The organism is Flavobacterium rhizosphaerae, from assembly GCF_046000445.1.
GTDB classification, from domain to species: Bacteria; Bacteroidota; Bacteroidia; order Flavobacteriales; family Flavobacteriaceae; genus Flavobacterium; species Flavobacterium rhizosphaerae.
On the sequence record NZ_JBELPZ010000002.1, the window covers coordinates 181,682 to 204,738 of the forward strand.

The 23,057-nt window shown below is 37.4% G+C and carries 23 protein-coding genes and 1 riboswitch; of the genes, 9 read left to right on the forward strand and 14 right to left on the reverse strand.

The window, feature by feature from the left end; genetic code table 11:
- Positions 1-94: 94 nt before the first annotated feature.
- Entirely contained in the window at positions 95-505 is a 411-nt protein-coding gene (locus tag ABS766_RS03280) for a DUF4293 domain-containing protein (protein WP_408083686.1), read from the forward strand.
- A 68-nt stretch (positions 506-573) separates the two neighbouring features.
- Here the strand turns inward: ABS766_RS03280 and ABS766_RS03285 are convergent, their stop codons facing one another.
- Complete coding sequence (locus ABS766_RS03285; protein ID WP_408083687.1) at positions 574-1,572, reverse strand: 2-hydroxyacid dehydrogenase; 999 nt, start codon at positions 1,570-1,572, stop codon at positions 574-576.
- 76 nt (positions 1,573-1,648) lie between these two features.
- Complete coding sequence (locus tag ABS766_RS03290) at positions 1,649-2,146, reverse strand: metallophosphoesterase family protein (RefSeq protein ID WP_408083688.1); 498 nt, start codon at positions 2,144-2,146, stop codon at positions 1,649-1,651.
- Positions 2,147-2,237: 91 nt separating this feature from the next.
- Here ABS766_RS03290 and truA point away from each other — a divergent pair, with 91 nt between their 5' ends.
- The 3 genes from truA to ABS766_RS03305 are packed head-to-tail and all read left to right on the forward strand — an operon-like array spanning position 2,238 to position 5,050.
- Positions 2,238-2,972 (forward strand): tRNA pseudouridine(38-40) synthase TruA, encoded by a 735-nt coding sequence (gene truA / locus ABS766_RS03295; RefSeq protein ID WP_408083689.1) that lies wholly within the window; start codon positions 2,238-2,240, stop codon positions 2,970-2,972.
- An 8-nt stretch (positions 2,973-2,980) separates the two neighbouring features.
- Positions 2,981-4,762 (forward strand): ABC transporter ATP-binding protein, encoded by a 1,782-nt coding sequence (locus tag ABS766_RS03300; protein WP_408083690.1) that lies wholly within the window; start codon positions 2,981-2,983, stop codon positions 4,760-4,762.
- Positions 4,763-5,050 carry a hypothetical protein gene (locus ABS766_RS03305; protein ID WP_408083691.1) on the forward strand — a complete coding sequence of 96 codons (288 nt, stop codon included), beginning with the start codon at positions 4,763-4,765 and terminating at the stop codon, positions 5,048-5,050.
- Between the two features lie 215 nt (positions 5,051-5,265).
- Here the strand turns inward: ABS766_RS03305 and ABS766_RS03310 are convergent, their stop codons facing one another.
- Entirely contained in the window at positions 5,266-5,487 is a 222-nt protein-coding gene (locus ABS766_RS03310) for a hypothetical protein (protein ID WP_408083692.1), read from the reverse strand.
- Between the two features lie 55 nt (positions 5,488-5,542).
- Here ABS766_RS03310 and ABS766_RS03315 point away from each other — a divergent pair, with 55 nt between their 5' ends.
- Together ABS766_RS03315 and ABS766_RS03320 are read left to right on the forward strand one after the other, a co-directional pair.
- Entirely contained in the window at positions 5,543-5,929 is a 387-nt protein-coding gene (locus ABS766_RS03315; protein ID WP_408083693.1) for a hypothetical protein, read from the forward strand.
- A 98-nt stretch (positions 5,930-6,027) separates the two neighbouring features.
- Entirely contained in the window at positions 6,028-7,569 is a 1,542-nt protein-coding gene (locus ABS766_RS03320; protein ID WP_408083694.1) for an ATP-binding protein, read from the forward strand.
- Between the two features lie 115 nt (positions 7,570-7,684).
- On the opposite strand, the gene tenA is transcribed toward ABS766_RS03320, so the two are convergent.
- From tenA to ABS766_RS03345, 5 genes are all read right to left on the reverse strand, one after another.
- The gene (tenA, locus tag ABS766_RS03325; RefSeq protein WP_408083695.1) at positions 7,685-8,332 is read right to left on the reverse strand and encodes a thiaminase II; all 648 of its coding nucleotides are present in this window, start codon (positions 8,330-8,332) and stop codon (positions 7,685-7,687) included.
- Positions 8,319-9,155, reverse strand: coding sequence for a bifunctional hydroxymethylpyrimidine kinase/phosphomethylpyrimidine kinase (gene thiD / locus ABS766_RS03330; protein ID WP_408083696.1), 837 nt, complete (start codon positions 9,153-9,155; stop codon positions 8,319-8,321). The genes tenA and thiD overlap by 14 nt, the downstream gene beginning before the upstream one ends.
- Positions 9,139-9,795: a thiamine phosphate synthase gene (thiE, locus tag ABS766_RS03335; protein ID WP_408083697.1), complete on the reverse strand. Its 657-nt coding sequence runs from the start codon at positions 9,793-9,795 to the stop codon at positions 9,139-9,141. Before thiE ends, thiD begins: the two co-directional genes overlap by 17 nt.
- Positions 9,764-10,582 (reverse strand): hydroxyethylthiazole kinase, encoded by an 819-nt coding sequence (gene thiM / locus ABS766_RS03340; RefSeq protein ID WP_408083698.1) that lies wholly within the window; start codon positions 10,580-10,582, stop codon positions 9,764-9,766. The genes thiE and thiM overlap by 32 nt, the downstream gene beginning before the upstream one ends.
- 61 nt (positions 10,583-10,643) lie before the next feature.
- Positions 10,644-10,736, reverse strand: a riboswitch (TPP riboswitch).
- A gap of 47 nt (positions 10,737-10,783) precedes the next feature.
- Complete coding sequence (locus ABS766_RS03345) at positions 10,784-11,434, reverse strand: CPBP family intramembrane glutamic endopeptidase (protein WP_408083699.1); 651 nt, start codon at positions 11,432-11,434, stop codon at positions 10,784-10,786.
- A 183-nt stretch (positions 11,435-11,617) separates the two neighbouring features.
- On the opposite strand from ABS766_RS03345, the gene lpdA reads away from it, so the two are divergent.
- Together lpdA and ABS766_RS03355 are read left to right on the forward strand one after the other, a co-directional pair.
- Positions 11,618-13,006: a dihydrolipoyl dehydrogenase gene (lpdA, locus tag ABS766_RS03350; RefSeq protein ID WP_408083700.1), complete on the forward strand. Its 1,389-nt coding sequence runs from the start codon at positions 11,618-11,620 to the stop codon at positions 13,004-13,006.
- Positions 13,007-13,250: 244 nt separating this feature from the next.
- Complete coding sequence (locus ABS766_RS03355) at positions 13,251-14,147, forward strand: bestrophin family protein (protein WP_408083701.1); 897 nt, start codon at positions 13,251-13,253, stop codon at positions 14,145-14,147.
- A gap of 4 nt (positions 14,148-14,151) precedes the next feature.
- On the opposite strand, the gene fbp is transcribed toward ABS766_RS03355, so the two are convergent.
- The 4 genes from fbp to mnmE all read right to left on the reverse strand — a co-directional run bounded on the left by fbp (position 14,152) and on the right by mnmE (position 20,009).
- Positions 14,152-15,171: a class 1 fructose-bisphosphatase gene (fbp, locus tag ABS766_RS03360; RefSeq protein WP_408083702.1), complete on the reverse strand. Its 1,020-nt coding sequence runs from the start codon at positions 15,169-15,171 to the stop codon at positions 14,152-14,154.
- Positions 15,172-15,235: 64 nt separating this feature from the next.
- Complete coding sequence (locus ABS766_RS03365) at positions 15,236-16,699, reverse strand: glyceraldehyde-3-phosphate dehydrogenase (RefSeq protein WP_408083703.1); 1,464 nt, start codon at positions 16,697-16,699, stop codon at positions 15,236-15,238.
- A gap of 10 nt (positions 16,700-16,709) precedes the next feature.
- The gene (gene pckA, locus ABS766_RS03370; protein WP_408083704.1) at positions 16,710-18,302 is read right to left on the reverse strand and encodes a phosphoenolpyruvate carboxykinase (ATP); all 1,593 of its coding nucleotides are present in this window, start codon (positions 18,300-18,302) and stop codon (positions 16,710-16,712) included.
- Positions 18,303-18,620: 318 nt separating this feature from the next.
- Positions 18,621-20,009, reverse strand: coding sequence for a tRNA uridine-5-carboxymethylaminomethyl(34) synthesis GTPase MnmE (mnmE, locus tag ABS766_RS03375; protein ID WP_408083705.1), 1,389 nt, complete (start codon positions 20,007-20,009; stop codon positions 18,621-18,623).
- Between the two features lie 144 nt (positions 20,010-20,153).
- Here mnmE and ABS766_RS03380 point away from each other — a divergent pair, with 144 nt between their 5' ends.
- Entirely contained in the window at positions 20,154-20,990 is an 837-nt protein-coding gene (locus tag ABS766_RS03380; RefSeq protein WP_408083706.1) for a universal stress protein, read from the forward strand.
- A gap of 12 nt (positions 20,991-21,002) precedes the next feature.
- On the opposite strand, the gene ABS766_RS03385 is transcribed toward ABS766_RS03380, so the two are convergent.
- Both ABS766_RS03385 and ABS766_RS03390 read right to left on the reverse strand, forming a co-directional pair.
- Positions 21,003-21,839, reverse strand: coding sequence for a ThuA domain-containing protein (locus ABS766_RS03385; RefSeq protein ID WP_408083707.1), 837 nt, complete (start codon positions 21,837-21,839; stop codon positions 21,003-21,005).
- Positions 21,840-21,852: 13 nt separating this feature from the next.
- Positions 21,853-23,052: a DUF4861 family protein gene (locus ABS766_RS03390; RefSeq protein WP_408083708.1), complete on the reverse strand. Its 1,200-nt coding sequence runs from the start codon at positions 23,050-23,052 to the stop codon at positions 21,853-21,855.
- Positions 23,053-23,057 lie beyond the last annotated feature (5 nt).

Below are 23,057 nucleotides of genomic sequence, written 5' to 3' on the forward strand. Positions count from 1 at the left end.
ATATTTACTCCTGCAATATTACAAATTAATTTTTATTTTGCAACACCTCTTTTTCAAAAAGAAAATATAATTTTGTGCTGTAAGAAAAAAATCAATGATACAACGGATACAAACCATATTCCTTTTTATAGCTTTTATAGCCTCCGGGGTTATGCCATTTGTTTTTTCGTTATGGACACTTGATAACGGAAAAGAATTTTATTTTTTAGATAACCTGGCCTACATAGTATTATTTATTTTTAGTGCTACGTTATCTATAGTGAGTATTTTTAGTTACAAAAAAAGAAAAAATCAGTTTGTTATGGGCAGGCTGAACATAATATTAAATTTTATTTTATTAGGGTTATTTGTTTTCAGGTTGCTAAACTTATCCGGAGAGGCCCAGGTTTCAGAGAAGGGTATTGCAGTGTTTCTTCCTATTATTTCTATCGTTTTTCTAAGCCTTGCCAATAGGGCTATAAAAAAGGACGAAGACCGCGTAAAATCGGCAGACCGTTTACGATAAACCTTTTTAACTTAGTTTATTAGTGCGTAAAAACCCGGGATAATCCCGGGTTTTTTAGTATATAATTTTTATAGTAATATTACGGCATTATTAAACGGCTCGGCACCTGCCGAAAGCATTTTGATACTGTTGATGGTTACCTGTGATATTTGAGAAAGGGCTTCTTCGGTAAAAAAGGCCTGGTGCGCTGTAACTAATACGTTAGGAAAACTCATTAACCGTTGTATAGTATCATCTTCAATAATATTTTCAGAAAGGTCTCTGAAAAAAAGTTTTTCTTCCTGTTCATATACATCAATACCCAATTGCCCAACGTGCCTTTCTTTTAGTGCCTCTATAATATCAGTAGTACATATAAGCCCTCCCCTACTGGTATTTAGTATTACTACACCTTTCTTCATCATGCCCATAGTATCTTTATTTATCAGGTAATGATTTTCATGTGTAAGCGGACAATGCAGCGATAGTATATCTGCCTGCTTAAAAACGGCCTCTTTGGGCAAATAAGTTACCCCGGCAGCTTTTAATTCTTCATCATGAAACATGTCAAAAGCCACAATATGGCACCCAAAGCCCAGCATTATTTTACAAAACGCCTTACCTATTTTCCCAGTTCCTATAACCCCAACGGTTTTATTATGTACGTTAAAACCCAGCAGGCCATTAAGCGAAAAATTTTGCTCCCGTACCCGGTTATACGCTTTATGTGTTTTACGGTTAAGGGTAAGCAACATTGCAACAGTGTGTTCTGCAACTGCTTCTGGCGAATAGGCTGGCACGCGGCACACCCTCATGCCATACTGTTTAGCAGCTTCAAGGTCAACATTATTAAAACCGGCACAACGCAATGCAATAATTTTTACTCCTTTAGAGGCAAGTACCTTTATAACATCGGCAGTTAGCTTATCGTTTACAAAAACACATACACCTATTGCATTTTCCACAACATTAACTATATGCGGGCCAAGGTGTGTTTCAAAATATTCAAAAGTTAAACCGGTATTGGTGTTATAGCGGTCAAAAAATTGCTTGTCATAAGGTTTTGCCGAAAAGAAAATAATTTTCATGGACTAATGTTATTGGTTTTCATCAAATTTAGTGAATAAACCAAGTAACCTTTATGATATTTGTCAGCAAAACCAATCACGCCTTTTTAGCAATTTCAATTACTTCAAGGTTTTGTATTTTATCTCCGTCTATTTCAAAGCGCAGCATCGTACGCACTTTTTGAAATCCGTGCACCCCAGCAGCACCGGGATTCATGTGCAACAGGCCAAGCTTAGCGTCATTCATAACCTTCAGTATATGCGAATGCCCACAAATAAACAGCCGTGGCGGGTTTTGCTTTAATTCATCACGGACAGCTATATTGTATTTACCGGGATAGCCGCCTATATGGGTAATCCACACATCTACACCTTCGCACATAAAACGGTTATTAAGCGGAAATTCCATCCTTGCCTTGGCATCATCTATATTGCCATATACTGCACGCAGCGGTTTCTCTTTTTTAATGGCATCGGTAACACTCAGGTTACCAATATCGCCCGCATGCCAAACCTCATCGGCCTGTTTTACATATTTAAGTATTGTTTCATCAATATAACTGTGCGTATCAGAAAGTAAAAGGATTTTTTTCATCGTGTAAAGGTAATAAAAGCCTGTTATTCTTAATTGAGGTAATAAAACCTGAAACCTTAAACTTGAAACAAAATAAATATCTTTGCCCCCTATGAGATATTTTGTAGAATTTGCATACAACGGTAAAAATTATTGTGGGTGGCAATATCAGCCCCATAGCCCTTCGGTACAGGAAACGCTAAATAAAGCACTATCTACTCTGTTGCGCACCCCAATTGATGTGGTAGGAGCCGGCCGTACCGATACCGGGGTACATGCAAAACAGATGTTTGCCCACTTTGATTTTGATGAAACTATTGACAGTGCTATACTTATCCAAAAGCTTAATTCTTTTTTACCCAAAGATATAGTAGTATACAGGTTCATTCCACTCCATCGGGATGCCCATGCCCGTTTTGATGCTACCGCCCGTACTTATCAATACCACCTGCATACTTTTAAAGATGCTTTTGTAAATGAAGGCAGCTGGTACTTTTTTAATCCGCTTGATCTGGATAAAATGAATGAAGCTGCACAGATTTTATTTGAATATACCGACTTTAAATGCTTTTCTAAAACACATACTGACGTTAAAACGTTTAATTGTAAAATTACTCAAGCCTACTGGCAGCAAAATGGTACTAATCTTATATTTACTATATCAGCAGACAGGTTTTTGCGTAATATGGTACGCGCTACTGTAGGTACATTGGTAAGTGTGGGGCTAAAAAAACTAACTGTTGAAGATTTCAGGAAAGTTATAGAAAGCCGGGACAGAAACCTTGCAGGTTTTTCAGTTCCTGCACACGGATTATACCTTACTAAGGTAAATTATCCTTATCTTTGATACCTGTTATGAAAGTCGAGACTACTACTACCCCTACTAATAAACCGGCCTCGCTAAAAAAGCTTATGCGCTTTGCAAGGCCTTACCGTATGCGATTTATGTGGGTCATTATATTCAGCATTGCTTTATCAGCATTTGCTGCCATAAGGCCCTACCTGATGAAAGAAACGGTAGACAATTACCTGATGAACAAAAACCTTGAAGGCCTGCTCTTTTATGTTATGCTAATGGGTATTGTGCTGTTATTTGAAGTTGCATCGCAATTTTATTTCGTGTACTGGGCCAACTGGCTGGGCCAGGATATTGTAAAAGACCTTCGCGAAAAACTTTTTGGCCACATCAACAACTTCAGGATGAAGTTTTTTGATAATGAAGCCGTAGGTAAACTGGTAACACGCACTGTATTTGATATTGAGTCTATTGCGCGCATTTTTAGTCAGGGCTTATTTATGATTATAAGCGACATGCTTAAAATGATTGTTATATTGGGGATAATGTTCTGGATGAACTGGAAATTAACCCTGGTGGTAATGATTGCTATGCCTTTTCTGGTTGTGGCAACGCGTATTTTCCAGAAAAAAATGAAGGGCGCTTTTATAGAAGTACGCGCCCAGGTAGCCAACCTTAACACTTTTGTACAGGAGCGTATTACCGGGATGAAAATAGTACAGCTTTTTAACCGGGAAGATATTGAGTATGAAAAATTTACCAAGATTAATAAAAAGCATAATGATGCCTGGTTAAAGAACATTCTTTATAACTCAATCTTTTTCCCTATTGCCGATATTATTTCTTCTCTAACCCTTGGATTGGTAATATGGTACGGCAGCTTTGGTATTGTGCAGGGTGATAACCTTACCACAGCGGGCGACCTGTTTGCCTACACCATGTTTATACCTATGCTGTTTAACCCTTTACGGCAGATTGCTGATAAATTTAATGAGATGCAAATGGGTATTGTAGCTTCTGACAGGATTTTTGAATTACTGGACCTTGAAGAGGCGGTACAATTAAGTGGCTCTAAAGAGGCCTGGCACTTTAAAGGCGAACTTGATTTTAACAATGTACGCTTTAGCTATCTTGAAGGTGAAGAAGTTATAAAAGGTATAAGCCTTTCTATAAAATCAGGGCAAACCATTGCCATTGTAGGTTCTACCGGAGCCGGAAAAAGCACCATAATTAATTTACTGAACCGCTTTTATGAAATAGACAGCGGTACTATTACTATAGACGGCACCAACATAAACGAGTTTAAGCTTGAATCGCTACGCAGGCAGATAGCCATTGTTTTGCAGGATGTGTTTTTATTTGCCGATACCATTGTAAATAATATTACACTTAACAACCCTGCCATTACTAAAGATGATGTTATAGCCGCCGCAAAAGCCATTGGTGTACATAACTTTATTATGAGCCTGCCCGGTGGGTATGACTACAATGTTAAAGAACGTGGTGTAATGTTATCATCAGGACAGCGGCAGCTTATAGCCTTTTTAAGGGCGTATGTAAGCAACCCAAGTATTTTGATACTGGATGAAGCTACCTCATCTATTGATACTTACAGCGAGGAACTGATACGCACGGCTACAGAAAAAATTACCGAAGGCCGTACCTCTATAGTTATTGCGCACAGGCTGGCTACTATTGTTAATGCCGATAAGATTATTGTTATGGATAAAGGTAAAATTGTAGAAAGCGGTACGCATTATGAACTGATAAACCGCGCCGAAGGCTACTATAAAAACCTGTATTATTCGCAATTCGTAGCAGAATCTGCAGAAGAAGAATAAATGAAACGCTTTTTAAAAATATTTACCCTTCTTTTTATTGGTGAAATTTTATTAGGTATGGGCGCTGTATTCCTGCAGCAGGGAGTATATAACAAAATTGCCAATATTACCGGAAATATAATAATGGCAATTATAAGTTTTCCGGCTTCTCTGGCAGACAGAAGCTATCCCTATTATTCACCCGACCCCTGGTATATAACTATACCGGTGGTTATTATTAATATAGTTGTACATACTTTTGTTATTATTATAATTAATAACTGGAAAAAAAAAGAGAAGATCAATTGATAAAATCTTTTTTAAGGCGACTATAAAATCATTTATTATTACAGTTTGCAGTGGAGACGAAAGAGTAATGATTTTTAACATAGTTAAAAAATGTTAATTCATTTTATTATTATTGCATAATAATAAAAATTAATGGAGACTAATTTTTTTATAGCATTTTCTTTTATAATTTTTATAGTCTTAATTGTATATACTATTTTATACACTTTATTTAATTACAAATTCAATGCTTTAATTAAGTTTGTTAAATATTCCCATAAAAATAATACCTCCCCATTATTATTATTACTATTCTTAGGAATATTAGGTCTATGTATTTTAGGTCTTATTAATTCTACTGCATATGAGGAGTTTATTATCAAAGTTGCGCCAGATGATGGAGGGTTAGGGTCAATAGGAGATTTTTTTAACTGAATGGTAACTCCAACGATTTCCATTATAACTATAATATTTCTTTATAAAGCTTTCATCCAACAATATGAAGCTAACCAAATGTTTTATCACGCTGAATTAGAGCGTTCTTTAAAAGAAGATTTACAATGGCTGAGAAATAATATTGACTATGTAAAAAATCTTGAAAGAGATATTAAAGATAAAAACAATGAGGATTTAGCAATTTATTTAGAACCAGCAAATAACTCCGAGATTAGAAAAGTAATTTATATAATAAATATATTTCTTCAATTAATTGAAAGGATAAATCTTAGAAAAGCAGGGAATAATGATTTTAAGCATTTAGAAATTGAAACCAATAATGTCTTACGTTCTTTGTATTTGCCCTCTCTTCAAAAAGTATATAGAAACTTATCCGACTATCTTGTTAACTCTCTAGAAGATAATTTAGAAAACACAGTAGATTTTAGTAAAGCTGAAATATAATTTCTTGATAATTTTACTAAATTATATTTCCTTATTAAGCATATAAATGAGGATCACTTATTTACAATAAAGGTTAACACAACTAAAGATCTATTAAAATGACAGCAATAAGAAAACATACTATTAATAACTCAATTAATCCTGATGATTTATGGAAAGGAATTGGGGGACATTTTGATTCATTACATCAAATCCTTCACGAAATTGTAGATAATAGTATTTCAAATTTTAAATTTAATCCTAATCTACCTCATCATACAATACTAATTAAGATTAATACTGATCATTATAGTCGGGGATATGTAGATATATTCATTGAAGATACTGGTTCTGGAATTACAAATATTGATTCTGCATTTACATTGGGCGACAGAAATAATGCAGAAAGTCCTTTAAACGAACATGGTTTTGGTTTAAAACATGCTCTTGCATCTGCAAATCCTAAAAATGATGATTGGGCAGTTTATACCCGAAATAAGCAATCACTTGAAAATAATGAAGTTGTAATAGTTAAATCTCCATACAAAATAAATGGATATGAAGCTCAAATATTTGACTTTAACATTAATACTTTTCCTTCAACCTTAGGAAATGTTCAAACAGGAACTATAGTACATTTTACTACTACTAAAGCAATGTATCAATCTCTTGGAAAATATGGTATCAAAGACCCTCATAAAATAGCTTTATATCTTAAAGAGGACCTTGGATTTATATATGCTGGAATTATAAAAAGAGGGATTGCTGAAATTCAAATTTTAATAGATAATCATAATAAATTAACGGTTAATTCAGTTGAACCTTGGTGGAAAAATACTATATCACCAGGAATAGGAAACCAAAAAATTGATTTAGGATTAATGGGAGATAGTGTTCCAACAGGGGAAGTTACTATTTCTTATCAATTTGGAACTATAAATAATAGAGAAGCTGTAGACGAAAATGAGAAAATAGTTTATTACCAAACAAATATGAAATCCTCTAGTGTTGAAATTCGGGTTAATGGCAGAATGATAAAAAATAATTTACTCTCTGAAGTTTGGGAAAATGTCGATCAACATAATCGTTTTAATAACTTTTTAGTAACAATTGATTTAATTAGTGATCAAATAGACTCATTACCTGCAACAAAATCTTCAAAAAATGGTTTTCGCCAAGCAGATATTAAACTAATCGGATTATATAATTGGATTAAATCACATTGCAATGTCCCTTATGAAAATGAAAGGGATGAAATACATTTATTCGAACACTTAAAAACGCTTAAGCAAAAGCAATTAAGTGAAGTAATTGAATCTCCAATATCAATAGACATTAATAGAAGAATATTAAAAATCTCAAAAGAGTCAATTAAAGTAGATTTATTTGTAGCTTATGATAGTAAAATAATTTTATATAAAGGGAAAAAAGGGATTTCTAATGCTATAGATTTATACACTTTAAGACTATATTGGGATGCTTGTGTTGTGGATAAATTAATTCCTACAAGTGCAATTTTAATAGCTGTAGAACATAGTGATACTGTTCAAGATTTAGTTGCTATGAATAACACTTTAAAAGATATGAATGGTAACAATTACAAGTTTTTATTAAAAAAATGGTCGGACGAAGGAGTCGATTATCCTAAAAGAGAAATCTAAGCATTATCAATTTCTCCATTAACAAATGTCAACTTATCTTAACGTTAATTTTTAATTCGTAATTTTTAATTTTATAAAATCACAATTTATTGATTGAGGAAGTAATTTTTAGCCTTTACCACTTCTCTAATGTATAAGCACTATCCCAAAAAGCATATTCTAAACGGGCTGCATACATAAAAGCTTCTGTCATTTGTTGCTGTTGAATAACTGTAGCGTTATTTGCTGCGTCATTAGTAATAGCAATGGCTTTCTCTACTAATATGCCAAATTCTTCTCCTGCATAAGTAGCAATCCAGTTTTGGTAGGGGTTGCCTGTGGTTTCAGCTATTTGTACTATATGGTCTCCCACCGCTTTATATATCCAGAAGCAAGGCAATACCGCAGCGAGCCCCACACAGGCATCAGCACTATACGCAGTGCTTTGCAGGTAATGTATATAATGATGGCAGGTTGGCGAAACTTCGGCCCTTTCTCCTATCTTATACTCTTTAAAATACGAATCGTGCAGGGCACGCTCTACCACTACAGCACCTTCAGCAAAACGTATGTATTGCAACATGGTATCTACATCTGTAAGTTTTGCGCCTATTATGGCTAGTGCACGTGCAAAATGTTCAAGGTAATGGGCATCCTGTTGCAGGTAATATTTAAATTTTTCAGCATCAAGGGTGCCGTTTGCCAGTTCTTTTATAAAAGGCATATCCAGTATTGTGTTGTAAACCGGCTGGGCAGCCTGCCATGCTTCTTCACTCCATTTCATTCTTAATTAGTTTTTCAGGGTTAAAAAAATGGTTTAAGGGCCCAAAGCCTTTTCCGGTTACTACATCGGCCCCTTCTGATATGGCATTGTAAACATATTGTTCTGCCATTCTAACTGCTTTTTCTACCTGCTCGCCACGTGCCAGAAAAGCCGCAATAGCACTGGAAAGCGTACAACCCGAACCATGCGTATTTTGTGTGTTCACTTTTTTTGAAACCAACACTTTAGGTTCATTGTTATTCAGGTAAAGTAACGAGGTTATTTGCCCCCCCTCAAGATGCCCGCCTTTAAGCAACAAACCGTGCGCCCCCTCACGCAATATTATTTTTGCCGCTTCATACATGTCCTCAACCCCACTAACAGTAATACCGGCCAGGTAAGCTGCTTCATCCATATTAGGCGTTACCAGTGTTGCCAGCGGAAACAGTTCTGCTACAATACGCTTTACGGTAGTTTCTTCAATAAGGCGAGCGCCGCTTGTTGCCACCATAACAGGGTCTAACACTACCGGTATATCTTTATACTGCTGCAATACTTCTGCAATAGCGCTGGCAAGTTCGGGCGTATGCACCATGCCTATCTTTATAGCATCGGGGGTAATATCACTTAGCACTGCTTGTAATTGTTGTTTAACAAACTCAGCGGGAATACTGTGTATACCGCTAACGCCTAAGGTATTTTGCGCGGTGAGTGCAGTAATAGCGCTGGTACCATAACATCCGAGCGCACTAAATGTTTTTAAATCGGCTTGTATACCGGCCCCACCCCCGGAATCTGATCCGGCTATGGTTAATGCTATAGGATATTTATACTTTTTGTGCATATGCTTTCATTATTTCATTCTTAATTTCAATGGCCGCCTGCTTTGGGTTTTCTGCTGAACATATTGCCGAAACCACTGCTATACAATGTGCCCCGGCATTTATAACATCATATGCATTACTGGCTGACATCCTGCCTATGGCAATTAAAGGCTTATCAGTAAGGCTATGGATAAGGCCAATTCCCTGTATACCCCATTGCGTAATTGTATCGGTTTTAGTTGGGGTACTAAATACAGGGCTTATACCTAAGTGGTCGGCAAATTGTATTTCTCGATTATCCAGTTGCTCAACAGACTCAATAGAATACCCTAATAACTGGCATTCAGGCCATAATCGTTTAATTTCGGAAGGTGGTGTATCACTATTCCCTACATGAATACCTGTAGCCCCAATAGCCATAGCTACATTAAGGTTATCGTTAATAATCAATGGTATATTATAACTATCCAGTAATCGTTTAAGCTTTTGGGCTATTAAGGTAAATTCTGCTGTTGATTTATGCTTTTCACGTAGCTGTACCAAATCAACCCCGCCTTTAACAGCTTCTTCTGCTACCCAAAACAAATCCCGGCCATGGCAGTACTCCTCACCAATCACCAGGTATAATTTATACGGAAACCCCTGCATTATTGAGTTCACAATTTATGGTTGCTAAAAATTCCTCTTCGGTAATACTATACAGTTTATCCAGCAGGTTCATTTGCAGGCTGCCCGGCCCGCTTGATGTTTTTTGAGCCAGCTCACCCGCTACACTTAATAGCGCCATTGCTGCTGCGGTGGCATGAAACGGATTTTCTGGTGCCGAACCTACAAACGCTCCTATTAAAGCGGTAGCGCTGCAACCCAGACCGGTTACCTGCTGCATTAAGGGATGCCCGTTTTTCAACAAAACCTTTTCATTTCCTGAAACAACTACGTCAACTGCGCCTGAAATGCACACGACACTGCCCACAGTCTTATTGAGCCATATTGCAGCCTCCACCGCTTCAAAACTCTGGTGTACACTATCTACCCCTTTGGTTTTGGTAAGGCTTGCTTTTGCCAGCGCCATAATTTCTGAAGCATTTCCCCTTATAACTGTGGGTTTATACTCCAAAAGTTTCGCTACTTTTTCATCGCGGTACGCTGTTGCCCCTGCCCCAACAGGGTCTAAAACCCATGGCGTGTTGCTTTTATGGGCTTTTGCAGCTGCTTTAAGCATACTTTCAACCCAATAATCGTCAAGTGTTCCTATATTAATTACTGTAGCACTACATAAGGCAACCATATCTTCAACTTCGGGGTGTGCATGTGCCATAATGGGCGACGCGCCTGCGGCAAGTAAGGCATTTGCAGTATTATTCATTACCACATAGTTGGTAATATTATGTACTAATGGTGACGATGTTTTTACATTTTGGATTGATTTCCACAGAAACTCTTTCATACTGTTACGTTTTTATATTTATAGTATGGCTAAAGAGCTTCCTGAAAAAATGGAAGTATTGATGCGGTTGTACGCTTTTCCCTACGATGGTATTAACCATTTCAGGTTCAAAGGGACTCTCTCAATTCTTTTCAGAATACCCCTAAAGCCAGTGTAAAGTTAAAATTTAATATTTAGAATTTATTTAATTGTGTTTAAAATTTACTCATAAAAACCTATTTCACCAAAATAAGCCAGTGTAAGAAAAAGGGTATCAATAAGCCCATGCACAATAATGTTTATCCAGATGTTTTTGTAGCGGGCATATAAAAGTCCAAATGCCAGCCCGAATACAAAGGTGCTGACCACTCCGGCTATACCAAGATATAAATGTGGAATAGCAAAAAGTATGGCACTAATGAGGATGATAACAAACTTTTTGTTGCCAATAAGCTTTTCCAACTGAGCAAATATAAAGCCACGGTATAATACCTCTTCGCCAATGGCAGCGCTTATCCACATATAAAATAAATATTTAAGGTATTTTGGTGTATTTCCTTCTAACACAGCAAAAGTGCTGTAATCAGCCGGTTCATTAAATAAGAATGAGATAAGCGGCTGAATGGCAAAGTCCATAACGAGTTCTAAAGCAATATAGGTTATAATTATGATGCCTAAATCTTTCAGTGACAGTTTTTTAAAATTCAGCGGGCGTAGGCTACCGTTTTGTAGCCAGGTAAAAACAAATACAACCGCTGTGATGATAATAAATTTAACCGGAAATTTTGCTATCGGAAAATTAGCCATCGCCACTGGTATAGTAAGCAATAGCAAAGCTATCCATTTGTTTTTTATCAAGGTGTCCTTAGGCATAATAGTAAATGTTGATAGCTATAAGAATAGTAATGTATAAAATTGTTACACAATAAGGCACTTTTTTACGCTTCATCTGTGTAACAAAATGCCTTCGGCTTTTCAGACCCTAAAACATTTCCCACTTTGCAAATAAATACCTATTTTCGTAACGCGAATTTTTAATTAGAAATTTATAAGCTGATGAAATACGATGTTATTGTTTTGGGAAGCGGCCCCGGTGGCTATGTAACAGCCATAAGGGCTTCTCAGTTAGGCTTTAAGGTAGCCATAGTAGAAAAAGAAAGCCTGGGCGGCATTTGCCTTAACTGGGGGTGTATCCCAACAAAAGCGTTATTGAAGAGCGCACAGGTTTTTGATTACCTCAAGCACGCTTCAGACTACGGCCTTACCGTTAATGAGTTTGATAAAGACTTTGGCGCTGTTATAGCCCGTAGCCGTTCTGTTGCAGAAGGTATGAGCAAAGGTGTACAGTTCCTGATGAAAAAGAATAAAATTGAAGTAATATACGGTACCGGCAAAGTAAAACCGGGTAAAAAAATTGATGTATCGGATAAAGACGGTAAAACAACCGAGCTTAGCGCAGACCATATAATTATTGCTACCGGCGCACGCAGCCGTGAGTTGCCTAACCTGCCGCAGGATGGTAAAAAGGTAATTGGTTACCGCCAGGCAATGGTTTTACCGGAACAGCCTAAAAGTATGATAGTAGTAGGTTCAGGCGCTATTGGCGTTGAGTTTGCCCACTTCTATAACTCTATGGGCACCAAAGTTACCATTGTTGAGTTTATGCCAAATGTGGTTCCGGTTGAGGATGAAGACGTTTCTAAACAATTTGAGCGTTCGCTTAAAAAGGCCGGTATTACGGTAATGACAAACTCATCTGTTGAAAAAGTAGATACATCCGGCGAAGGTGTAAAAGCTACCGTAAAAACACAAAAAGGTGAAGAAATACTTGAGGCAGATATTGTACTTTCTGCAGTAGGTATTAAATCTAACATAGAAAACATTGGCCTCGAAGAGGTAGGTATTGCTACCGACAGGGACAAGATAATGGTAAACAAATATTACCAGACTAACGTACCGGGCTACTATGCCATTGGCGATGTAGTTCCCGGCCAGGCACTGGCACACGTGGCTTCTGCAGAAGGCATACTGTGCGTAGAAAAAATTGCAGGCCTGCATGTAGAGCCGCTTGATTATGGTAACATACCCGGTTGTACCTATGCTACACCAGAGATAGCTTCTGTTGGTTTAACCGAGAAAGCCGCTAAAGAAAAAGGCTACGATATAAAAGTAGGTAAATTCCCGTTCTCTGCTTCAGGTAAGGCAAAAGCTTCCGGAAATTCAGACGGTTTTGTAAAAGTTATCTTTGATGCCAAATATGGCGAATGGCTGGGTTGCCACATGATTGGCGCCGGCGTTACTGATATGATTGCCGAAGCAGTTGTTGCCCGTAAGCTTGAAACTACAGGCCACGAGATTATCAAATCAGTACACCCACACCCTACCATGAGTGAAGCCATTATGGAAGCTGCCGCAGCTGCTTATGATGAGGTAATACACATATAAGTTTTATCTTAGCTACTAAATTATATGAATCCGCCCTGATACTTTTGGGGCGGATTTTTTATTATTTTTAAACAAACCTAAACCAGTTTTATGCACTAGAGCTGCATATTGTCAATAGTTATGTTCTAATACTAAATTGAGAACTGTAATGATACTGTTTGTGTGAAATTTTATATAAATTTCAGTATTAACTGTCGCCTATAGGTTCTAGTTAATTATTTTTACTGCAATTAACCCTTCCTGTATGCTAATAGATAAAATACCTCCTTTACAATATATTTTTAGTAAAATTAAATATGAAATGCTTTATGTATTTGTATTAGGAGTAGTAATACATTACATAACAGAGTATTTACATCCATATATTCCTGATATGCCGCTTACTATTGCCACATTTATAGGTACTGCCATATCGGTGTTATTATCTTTTAAAATGAGTCAGAGTTATGACCGCTGGTGGGAAGCCCGTAAAATATGGGGTGCTATAGTAAATGATTCCCGCAGCTTTGTACTGCAAATGCAGGCATTTTTAAAAAATCCGCAGCTTACTCCACAAATTAAAACCATGGCTTACCGCCAAATAGCGTGGAATTATGTATTGGGCCGCTCACTGCGCGGGCTACCGCCTTTAACTGATTGCCAAAGCCTGTTGAGTAATGAAGATTTAGCGGCACTTGCAAAACATGATAATAAGGTGCTGGGCATTTTACAACAAAACGTATTACAAATAAGTGCACTACATACCCTGGGTGAAATATCAGATTTTACACATATACAGTTTAATAATATTTTTATCCGTTTCTCAGATAATATGGGCAAAGCCGAACGCATAAATAATACCGTTTTCCCTACCACATACAGGCTTTTTCTTCACTTAATTATATACATGTTTGTAATTATACTCTCTATAGGGCTTAGAAATGTCCCTCTGTATTATGAGCTACCATTGCTTATGCTAATAAGCATGTTGTTTTTTTTATTAGAAAAAACAGCATACCACCTTCAGGATCCTTTCCGCAACCGGCCAAGTGATACTAATGTAACTACTATTGCACGTACCATTGAAATAAACATACGGCAACTGTTAGGTGAAGAAAACACTCCTGAACCACTTAAGCAAGATAGTTTTTACAGCTTATAACGCGTTAATTACATTTATCTTTATACAGTAGCATTTGTTTTACTTTATTTACCATAATTGTGTTTCCGCAATAAAAAGGTGTACGTTCATGCAGGGCTTTAGGTTCTATATCTAGAATATTTTGTGCTCCGTTAGTGGCACTCCCTCCTGCCTGTATTGCTAAAAAAGCCATTGGGTTACATTCGTACAACAGCCTGAGTTTACCCTTTGGTGCAGCAGCAGTTTGCGGATACAAAAAAATCCCACCCTTTATTAAATTCCTGTGAAAATCTGAAACCAGGGAGCCTATATACCGGGAAGTATAAGGCTGGCCTTCTTCTGGCTGCTGGCAGTATTTAATATATTTTTTAACCCCATCAGGAAAATAATTATAATTGCCCTCATTTATAGAATAAATACGGGGATTGTCGGGAAATTTCATATTAGGGTGTGATAAGTAAAACGTGCCTATGGCAGGGTTTAAGGTAAAACCATTTACACCATCGCCTGTGGTATATACCAGCATGGTCGAAGTACCATAGATAATATATCCCGCAGCAACCTGGGCACTTCCCGGTTGCAGAAAATCTTCCAGCGTAACGGGAGAACCTAATGGCGTTTTGCGCCTGTAAACAGAAAATATAGTACCTACAGATACATTAACATCTATATTGCTGGATCCGTCTAAAGGGTCAAAAAGCACTACATATTTGTTTTGGTAATCGTTTTGTTTACTGTTAATGCTTATAAATGTATCTTCTTCTTCAGATGCTATACCACAAACAATTTCCCTGTTGGTAAGCGTCTGTATAAATAACTCATTTGCCAGTACATCCAGCTTTTGCTGGGTTTCCCCATGAATGTTTTCTGCTCCTGCATTTCCTAATATTGCTGATAATCCTGCTTTATTTACATGATGGTTTACCACTTTAGCTGCAAGGCGGATGGCATTAATAAGCCTTGATAATTCTCCGGTAGAATATGGGAAAGAAGCCTGGTGCTCAATAATAAACTCTCCCAGTGTTTTTGGCTGTGTTGTTTTCAACAAATTTAATTTTACGGGTTAGTTAAATACCGGAAAAAGCAAACTTTTCCCAGTATTTATATTGTTATTGTAGTATATGCTGATATTTGGGTTGACACATCATTTGCGCAATCCTGATAACCTGCTGGGTATAACCATACTCATTATCATACCAAATGTAAAGGGTAACATCATGGCCGCTGTTATCTATTATTGTTGCTTTGCTATCATATACGGCGCACCTGTTATTGCCAACAATATCAGATGAAACCAGTTCATCACTGATTTCATATTGCAGTTGTGCCCCTAAAATCCCCTCAAAAGCATAGCCCCGCAATGCAGCATTTATGGCATTTATATTGGTAGCCGTTTGCAGTTTTAAATGCAATATGGCTAAAGAGCCATTAGGTATGGGCACCCTGATAGCATTTGAGGTTAATTTTCCTTCCAGTTCTGGTAATACTTTAGCAATTGCTTTTCCTGCGCCGGTTTCGGTTATTACCATGTTTAAAGCCGCAGCACGCCCCCTCCTGTTTTTAGCATGCATATTATCTACCAGATTCTGGTCGTTAGTATAGGCATGAATGGTTTCCATATGGCCCGATACAATTCCAAAAGTTTCATGCATTGCTTTTAATACGGGTGCTATGGCATTAGTAGTGCATGATGCCGCAGAAAGTATTGCATCTTCATCCGGATTATAATTATGATGGTTTACCCCGAATACAATATTGGGTATGCCCTTGCCCGGTGCCGTAAGTAATACCTGGCTTACCCCAAATGCTGCCAAATGGCGCTGCAAATTTTCTTTATCCCTAAAAGCGCCACTGCTATCAATAACCAATGCATTTTTTATTCCATATTCGGTATAATCTATCTTTCTGGGATTATCAGCGGCAATAACAGGAATTTGTATTCCATTAATTATAAATGATTTATTTTTATAATCAACTTTAATTATCGCCTTACAGCTACCGTGTACAGAATCGGTTCGTAACAAAGAGGCCCTTTTTTCCAATTCTGCCGCATCTAAAGAACCCCGAATTACAATAGCACGTAGCCTGAATGTTTTAGATGCCATCCGTTCAATTAAAGTACGGGCTACCAAACGGCCAATTCTGCCAAATCCAAAAAGAATAACATCTTTGCTTCTGTCTTCAAATAAAGCATCATAATGCTTGTTTAACCACTGTTGCTGTCCTTCTGTATTTGTTTGCGGAATTAAAAGTGCATCTCCTATATCTAGTATGCCAGAATGTAACTTTTCGGGCTGTATGGCTTGTACTACCTGAACGATATTCTCAATAGTTATTGAAATTGTCCCTTTATTATTAATTTCTTCTAAAAGCTGTAATAAACTACCGGGAGTATGCTGAATTAAACTTTCATGAAATATCATGATTTCTATACCATAGGTATACCATAACTGATTGATTAATCCCTGAAGTGTTATGGCTTTTTTCACATCTTTAATATATGCAGACTTTTGCTGCTCAAAAGCTTCTGTTGAAAATGTGGTTTTACATTCCATATTCCATTCCTGTATCATATCTAAATCTTTAGTGCATTTGTAAAGACTCCTCTATTGGTTTATTAACTGCAAACTGCTGATAATTTTTTTCAAACGCTTTAAGCAATTTATCTGCCTGCAGGTCATACGCAGATCTATCATCCCATGTATCTCTGGGTTGTAATAACTCGTTTGGCACTCCGGGGCAGGCAACAGGTATTTGCAGGTTAAAAACAGAATCAGTTTTATATTCAATGTCAGTTAAATCACCATTAAGCACAGCTTTTATTATAGCCCTTGTATGCGCTAATGCTATACGGTGGCCCTGCCCATAAGCTCCTGAGGTCCATCCTGTATTTATCAACCATACTTTAGCATTACACTGTTTAATGCGCTCCTGCAGCATTTTGCCGTATACCTCAGGATGCAAGGGCATAAAAGGAGCGCCAAAACATGCTGAAAATACGGGTTCGGGAGTTGAAACTCCGGCTTCAGTACCGGCAACTTTTGCGGTGTAGCCCGAAATAAAATAGTAAAATGCCTGCTTTGGCGTTAATTGTGCTATTGGAGGCAAAACCCCAAATGCATCGGCCGTTAAAAAAAAGATATGCTCCGGCGCTTTGGCAACCGAGGGTTCAATAATTTTATCTATATAATGTAACGGATAACTAACACGTGTATTCTGGGTAATGGCATCATTATTATAATCTACTTTACCCTGTTTATCTACTACTACATTTTCTAACAATGCGCCGGGTTTTATAGCATTATAAATTGCGGGCTCATGTTCTTTACTCAGGTTAATCACTTTAGCATAAGAGCCTCCTTCAATATTAAAAATATGATGGTCTGGTGTCCAGCCATGCTCATCATCTCCAACAAGAAAACGGTCCGGATCAGCAGATAAAGTAGTTTTTCCGGTTCCTGATAAACCGAAAAACAATGCTGTATTACCCTCTTCATCTACATTAGCACTACAATGCATAGGGAATACATCTTTTTGTAAAGGCAATTCAAAATTCAATGCAGAAAAAATACCTTTTTTAATTTCTCCGGTATATGCAGTTCCACCCGTTAAAACTATTTTTCTGCTAAAGTCTAAAATTGTGAAATGTGGGGAAACGGTACCATCTTCAACCGGGTTTGCAGTAAAACCGGGAGCATTTATCACGGTCCAGTCTGAAGTAAACCCCTCTAATTCATCAGCAGAAGGCCTGATAAACATATTATAAGCAAACAAATTACTCGATGCATATTCGGTTATTACTCTCACACCGGTGCGGTATTCCGAATCGGCACAGGTAAAACCATCACGTACAAAAATCTCTTTACCCGACAAGTAAGCTGTTACCCTGGATAATAACCTGTCAAAACTTTTCTGAGGGAAAATCTTGTTGATAGTACCCCACCATACTTTAGATTCAGTAAGTTCATCTCTTACAATGTAACGATCATTTGGAATCCTTCCTGTAAATTTACCGGTATTGATGGCCAAGGCTCCGGAATCTGTTAAAACCCCCTGCCCTTTATCCAAAATTATTTTCTGCAAGTCCTCCGGTGACAATTGGTAATAAACAGTTCCATTCCTGATTCCCCAAGAGGACAACGAAATCGTTTTCGGTTTTAAAGAAATCTGACTCATTTTTAAATTTTATTAGTGTTGTTTACAGCGCGAAAATATAAATTATTTTAATACGAAAACGATTTCGATATTAAAATATTTAAACATATCATACCTAATAGAGGTTTTTACTGATATATATTAAAACATGAAGATTTATAGATTTCACTGTTTAAAGCACTTTAAGCAGCTACTTATTTAAGAGTAATAAATAGAAGTATTGAGGAAAATAAAAAGATAATACGGGTAAATTTTACTAAAAACTTGCAGGCAAATTCATTAAACAGTGGTTGCTATCTAAAAAAGCTATGTTTGGTATATCAAATTATATAACAGCAGTTATTTTCCGATACAGAAATTAGCAAATATGTTTCCTAATAATTCATCATTTGTAACCTGCCCGGTTATTTCTCCAAAATAATACAAAGCCTGGCGTATGTCTATGGCCATAAGGTCGGCACTAATGCCGGAAGTTAATCCAAAGCGTACTTTTTGTATTTCTTCTAATGCTTTTAATAAAGCATCATAGTGGCGGGTATTGGTAACTATGGTTTCATTATTACGCAGTGCCCCAGTATTTACAAAAGACAATAGTTTATCCGTCAGCTCTTCTACTCCACTACCCGTTTTGGCAGATATAAATAATAATTCCGGTATTTCATCTGTAAGCAGGTTACGTTGTGCTTCAGTATATAAATCCATCTTATTGGCTACAATAATTAGTGCTTTTTGTGGATATTGATTTTTAATTTTTCCTGTTTCATTTTTTATAGATGATACGGTATTTTCGTCTGCCGCCAGCGGACACAGATAAATAACCACTTGTGCCTGGGCTATCTTTTCAAAGGTTTTTTTTATCCCAATACCTTCTACAACATCTTGTGTTTCCCTTATGCCAGCGGTATCTATAAACCGAAAACCAATACCGTTTATAACCAACTCATCTTCAATAGTATCACGTGTAGTACCTGCAATATCGCTTACAATAGCGCGTTCTTCATTTAGTAAGGCATTAAGCAGTGTGCTCTTACCTACATTGGGCTCACCTACAATAGCTACAGGAATACCGTTTTTTATTACATTACCTACCGAGAAAGAGTCTATTAAGCGCTTCAATACAAATTCAATACGATTAATTAAGTCATTAAATTGTGTACGGTCTGCAAACTCTACATCCTCTTCGGCAAAATCAAGCTCCAGTTCAATTAACGATGCAAAATTGAGTAACTCCTCACGCAGCCTGGCTATTTCATTACTAAAGCCGCCACGCATTTGTTGCATGGCCACCTGATGGCTGGCCTCATTATCACTGGCAATAAGGTCTGCCACTGCTTCAGCCTGGCTTAAGTCCAATTTACCGTTTAAAAAAGCCCTCAGCGTAAATTCACCAGCATTGGCCATACGGCAACCTTTACGCAACAGTAACTGTATTATTTGCTGCTGTATGTATACTGACCCGTGGCATGACAGCTCGACGGTGTTTTCTCCGGTATACGAGTTAGGGCCTTTAAAAAGCGAAAGCAATACCTGGTCATAAACTGTATTACCCTCTGCAATTGTGCCTAAATGCAAGGTATGCGTTTTTTGTTTTAAAATATCTTTACCGGAAACCGAACGGAAAACCTTTGACGCTATTTCCAGCGCTTGCAGTCCCGAGATTCTTATTATGGCAATAGCACCTGCGCCCGGTGGCGTTGCCAAAGCCACTATAGTATCTTGTGGTAACATGAAATGCTTTTTTGCAAAGATACAACATTAGCAATTGCAAAATTTTGCCTTGATAAAGTGAATTATTTTTCTGTTAAGTATAAACTAAAAAGTAAGAAAAGAACGAATAATTTTGTATTTTTAATGTCTAATTACACTAGCCACATGAAACGTATACTCTTCCCCACAGATTTTTCTGAAGCAGCAAAAACGGCTTATATATACGCCCTTAAGTTTGCAGATTCTTATGACGCAGAAATATTTATTTTGCATTCTTATGACCTGCCTATTGTGGATACTCCACCCCTGCCAGAAACTGCTGCTGAAGTTTTTGACATTGTAGAAGCAAACCAGTTTGAAAGCTTTAGGGAAGAAATACCATTAATGGAGCAAATTGCTGCAGAACAAAGCCTGTCACATATTAAAACATCTAAATTGCTACAATATGGAGATCTTATTTATAATATAAATAAGGTTTGTGATGACGAGAATATTGATATGATTATTATGGGTACTAAAGGTGCTACGGGCCTTAAAGAAACGTTTCTGGGTTCTAATGCAGCCTCAGTTATAGCCCATACAGAAAGGCCTGTGTTGTGTATTCCTGCCGAGGCAGAATACCAGCCTATACAAAATGTTGTGTTTACCACACAATATATGGACAGGGATAACGACGCCCTTGCACAGACAATACAGTTAGCCAAAAAATTTAATGCACGCATACAATGCCTGTACATAAAAAATGATGATGACCCAATAGATATTGAAGAGCGTATAAATGAATGGAAAATATATTACCGCGATGAGCAAATTGATTTCTTTAATATAGATGGTCAGCATATTGAGCAGACCATTCTAGATTTTATAGAAAACCAGGCTGTACACCTTTTGGTAATGCGCACCCACAAACGTAATTTTTTTGAAAGGCTTTTCCACAGGAGCCTTACCAAAAAAATGGCCTACCATTCAAAAATACCATTACTGATATTTCATGAAGGGTAACCGAACCCATTTTTATCTACTATTTTTTATCCCTGCCAGCCAAAATAATCCATCTCTTATAAGGGATGCCTGTACCTCATTTTTAAAAGTATAGGAAAGCGTTTTGTTGGTTCCGCCTTCATAATCAATATCATTATGCCCCATATTTATATATAGCATTTTATAATTGTTGTTAGTCCATACTACAGGGTAGTAACCTTCATGCCATATTTCGTGTTTTTTAGGGCCTGTACCTAACGGAAAACTGGATGGGTCTATAGAAAGCAGTATAGTAATATCCTTATTTTTAGTTAAATCGTTACTCCAACGGTACCATTCATTTGGTGCAGTAGTAAATTTATCCGGCAGGTTTTGCGTAACAGGGTTTCGGTTTTCAATTTTTAAAACTGCCGAAGTGGGCCTCCAGGTATTGCTCACGTATTCCCCAGAACCCAGGAAAGTGTTATGATACCAATCCCAGTTTTGCGGCACCTGCGAACCGTTAAGGGCAAATGCAGCAAAATGGAACCCCATCCATGCACCGCCGTTTTCCATATATTTTTGAAAAGCTTCCCGCTGTGCTGGTTTTTCCGGCCTTGTATCAAGAAACAGCACAACATCATACTTCTTCAAAAAAGGCAAATTCATATTATCCCAATTACTTGTCGTATCATATACAAATAAATTTTCTTTGGCTTCTTTTAAAAACCAATTGTTGGCTTCATGTACATAACTTATGTGAGCCTGGTCATTTTTAGCCGTGAAAAAAGCTATCGCCTTAAATTTAGGAGCCACGTCTGTTTTACGCTGTCCCAGTGCCATAATCGGAAAAAGAAGCAACAGTACTATTTTTAAATATCGAAATGCCATACCAAACTAATTGTTACTTTTTAAGTGATACTTTTAAAGGGCTTTTTAAAACCTGTGCCTGTTGATCAAGTATAACATCCCAATCTTCAACAGTTTGTATCTGTCCGCTTTTATCCCATGCAAAACCTGCATAATATATAAGCTTTTGTGTAGGCTTTGCCACAATAAGCAGGTTACTCTGGTCTGGCACTTCAGATTTAAAAGCAAAAGCTTTCTCTATATCTCCGGGTGCTATAACAATACCTTCACCTACATGAGAATCATCAATTTGCTCCCAATGGCGAAACCAGCCTTTTTCTTGTTTGATTTTTGACTCTCCTTTATTTTCATGCAGACTAATGCCAACAGTATAGTTTGGAACAGGCTTTTCGGCTTTTAAAGTTATTTCAAACTTTGAAAAGTTAGCACCTATATCCAGTGAAATACGCTTTGTTTCATGCACATAATACGGACTCCATGACGCATAACTCAATTCAAAAACCGTACGCAGCGGGCCGCTGGAAATGGTTTTATATCCGGTATAATTTTGAGAAACCATAAGGCTGTCATTTTCCCAGATGCCTATACCACCTGTACCGCGGCTGCCGCCAACATGGTAGGGGTCATATCCTTCGCCATGGTCTATATGGTAATAGCCCGGTGTTTTAACATGGTTGCTGTACCATTTGTTGATGATAGGATAATTCACCCTTTTTAACCAAAGGTCTATACCGCTTGAAAGTGTACTGCCTGCCACACCCTCCAGTGCCTCTTTCTGGCCTGTTGGCCCATAGGTGCGAAAAGCAATTTTATCATTTTCCCATGTATAATCATCTGTACGTTCCGGTACAAAACGGGAGTAGGCTACCTGTTTGCTCTCAGGCACAGCAATGGTGCTATCGGCAATTATATCATAATAAACACTACTATTGGCGGGAACCTTAGCCTGAAAAAGTAGTTCATCATTTTTTCCGTCGCCATCATAATCTATCCATTGTATAGGTAGGTACTCTGAAGTACCCTGTTTTCTAATCCGAAGGGTATTTTCACTATTATCCTTTAAAATATCAGCTAATTGTTGATGGTTTAGGGCAACAATTTCCTGCCGGTCAAAACCAAGTTCATTTTTTACCGAGATATTCAAATCTGTAACGGTTTTACCACACCCTGCCAGCAGCAGGGGTAATAAAGCTGCTATGATAAAGCCTGATTTTCGGTTAATTGAAAATATCATTTTTA

Bases quoted from the DNA above. Each gene is read 5' to 3' on its own strand.
- ABS766_RS03290 (WP_408083688.1), bottom strand. From the start codon at position 2,146: ATGAAAAAAATCCTTTTACTTTCTGATACGCACAGTTATATTGATGAA.
- truA (WP_408083689.1), top strand. From the start codon at position 2,238: ATGAGATATTTTGTAGAATTTGCATACAACGGTAAAAATTATTGTGGG.
- ABS766_RS03390 (WP_408083708.1), bottom strand. From the start codon at position 23,052: ATGATATTTTCAATTAACCGAAAATCAGGCTTTATCATAGCAGCTTTA.
- ABS766_RS03345 (WP_408083699.1), bottom strand. From the start codon at position 11,434: ATGCCTAAGGACACCTTGATAAAAAACAAATGGATAGCTTTGCTATTG.
- thiD (WP_408083696.1), bottom strand. From the start codon at position 9,155: ATGCACAAAAAGTATAAATATCCTATAGCATTAACCATAGCCGGATCA.
- ABS766_RS03315 (WP_408083693.1), top strand. From the start codon at position 5,543: ATGTTTTATCACGCTGAATTAGAGCGTTCTTTAAAAGAAGATTTACAA.
- ABS766_RS03305 (WP_408083691.1), top strand. From the start codon at position 4,763: ATGAAACGCTTTTTAAAAATATTTACCCTTCTTTTTATTGGTGAAATT.
- ABS766_RS03380 (WP_408083706.1), top strand. From the start codon at position 20,154: ATGAAACGTATACTCTTCCCCACAGATTTTTCTGAAGCAGCAAAAACG.
- thiM (WP_408083698.1), bottom strand. From the start codon at position 10,582: ATGAAAGAGTTTCTGTGGAAATCAATCCAAAATGTAAAAACATCGTCA.
- ABS766_RS03365 (WP_408083703.1), bottom strand. From the start codon at position 16,699: ATGATACAGGAATGGAATATGGAATGTAAAACCACATTTTCAACAGAA.
- tenA (WP_408083695.1), bottom strand. From the start codon at position 8,332: ATGAAATGGAGTGAAGAAGCATGGCAGGCTGCCCAGCCGGTTTACAAC.
- ABS766_RS03300 (WP_408083690.1), top strand. From the start codon at position 2,981: ATGAAAGTCGAGACTACTACTACCCCTACTAATAAACCGGCCTCGCTA.
- ABS766_RS03320 (WP_408083694.1), top strand. From the start codon at position 6,028: ATGACAGCAATAAGAAAACATACTATTAATAACTCAATTAATCCTGAT.
- ABS766_RS03285 (WP_408083687.1), bottom strand. From the start codon at position 1,572: ATGAAAATTATTTTCTTTTCGGCAAAACCTTATGACAAGCAATTTTTT.
- ABS766_RS03355 (WP_408083701.1), top strand. From the start codon at position 13,251: ATGCTAATAGATAAAATACCTCCTTTACAATATATTTTTAGTAAAATT.
- mnmE (WP_408083705.1), bottom strand. From the start codon at position 20,009: ATGTTACCACAAGATACTATAGTGGCTTTGGCAACGCCACCGGGCGCA.
- lpdA (WP_408083700.1), top strand. From the start codon at position 11,618: ATGAAATACGATGTTATTGTTTTGGGAAGCGGCCCCGGTGGCTATGTA.
- pckA (WP_408083704.1), bottom strand. From the start codon at position 18,302: ATGAGTCAGATTTCTTTAAAACCGAAAACGATTTCGTTGTCCTCTTGG.
- ABS766_RS03385 (WP_408083707.1), bottom strand. From the start codon at position 21,839: ATGGCATTTCGATATTTAAAAATAGTACTGTTGCTTCTTTTTCCGATT.
- ABS766_RS03310 (WP_408083692.1), bottom strand. From the start codon at position 5,487: ATGGAAATCGTTGGAGTTACCATTCAGTTAAAAAAATCTCCTATTGAC.
- ABS766_RS03280 (WP_408083686.1), top strand. From the start codon at position 95: ATGATACAACGGATACAAACCATATTCCTTTTTATAGCTTTTATAGCC.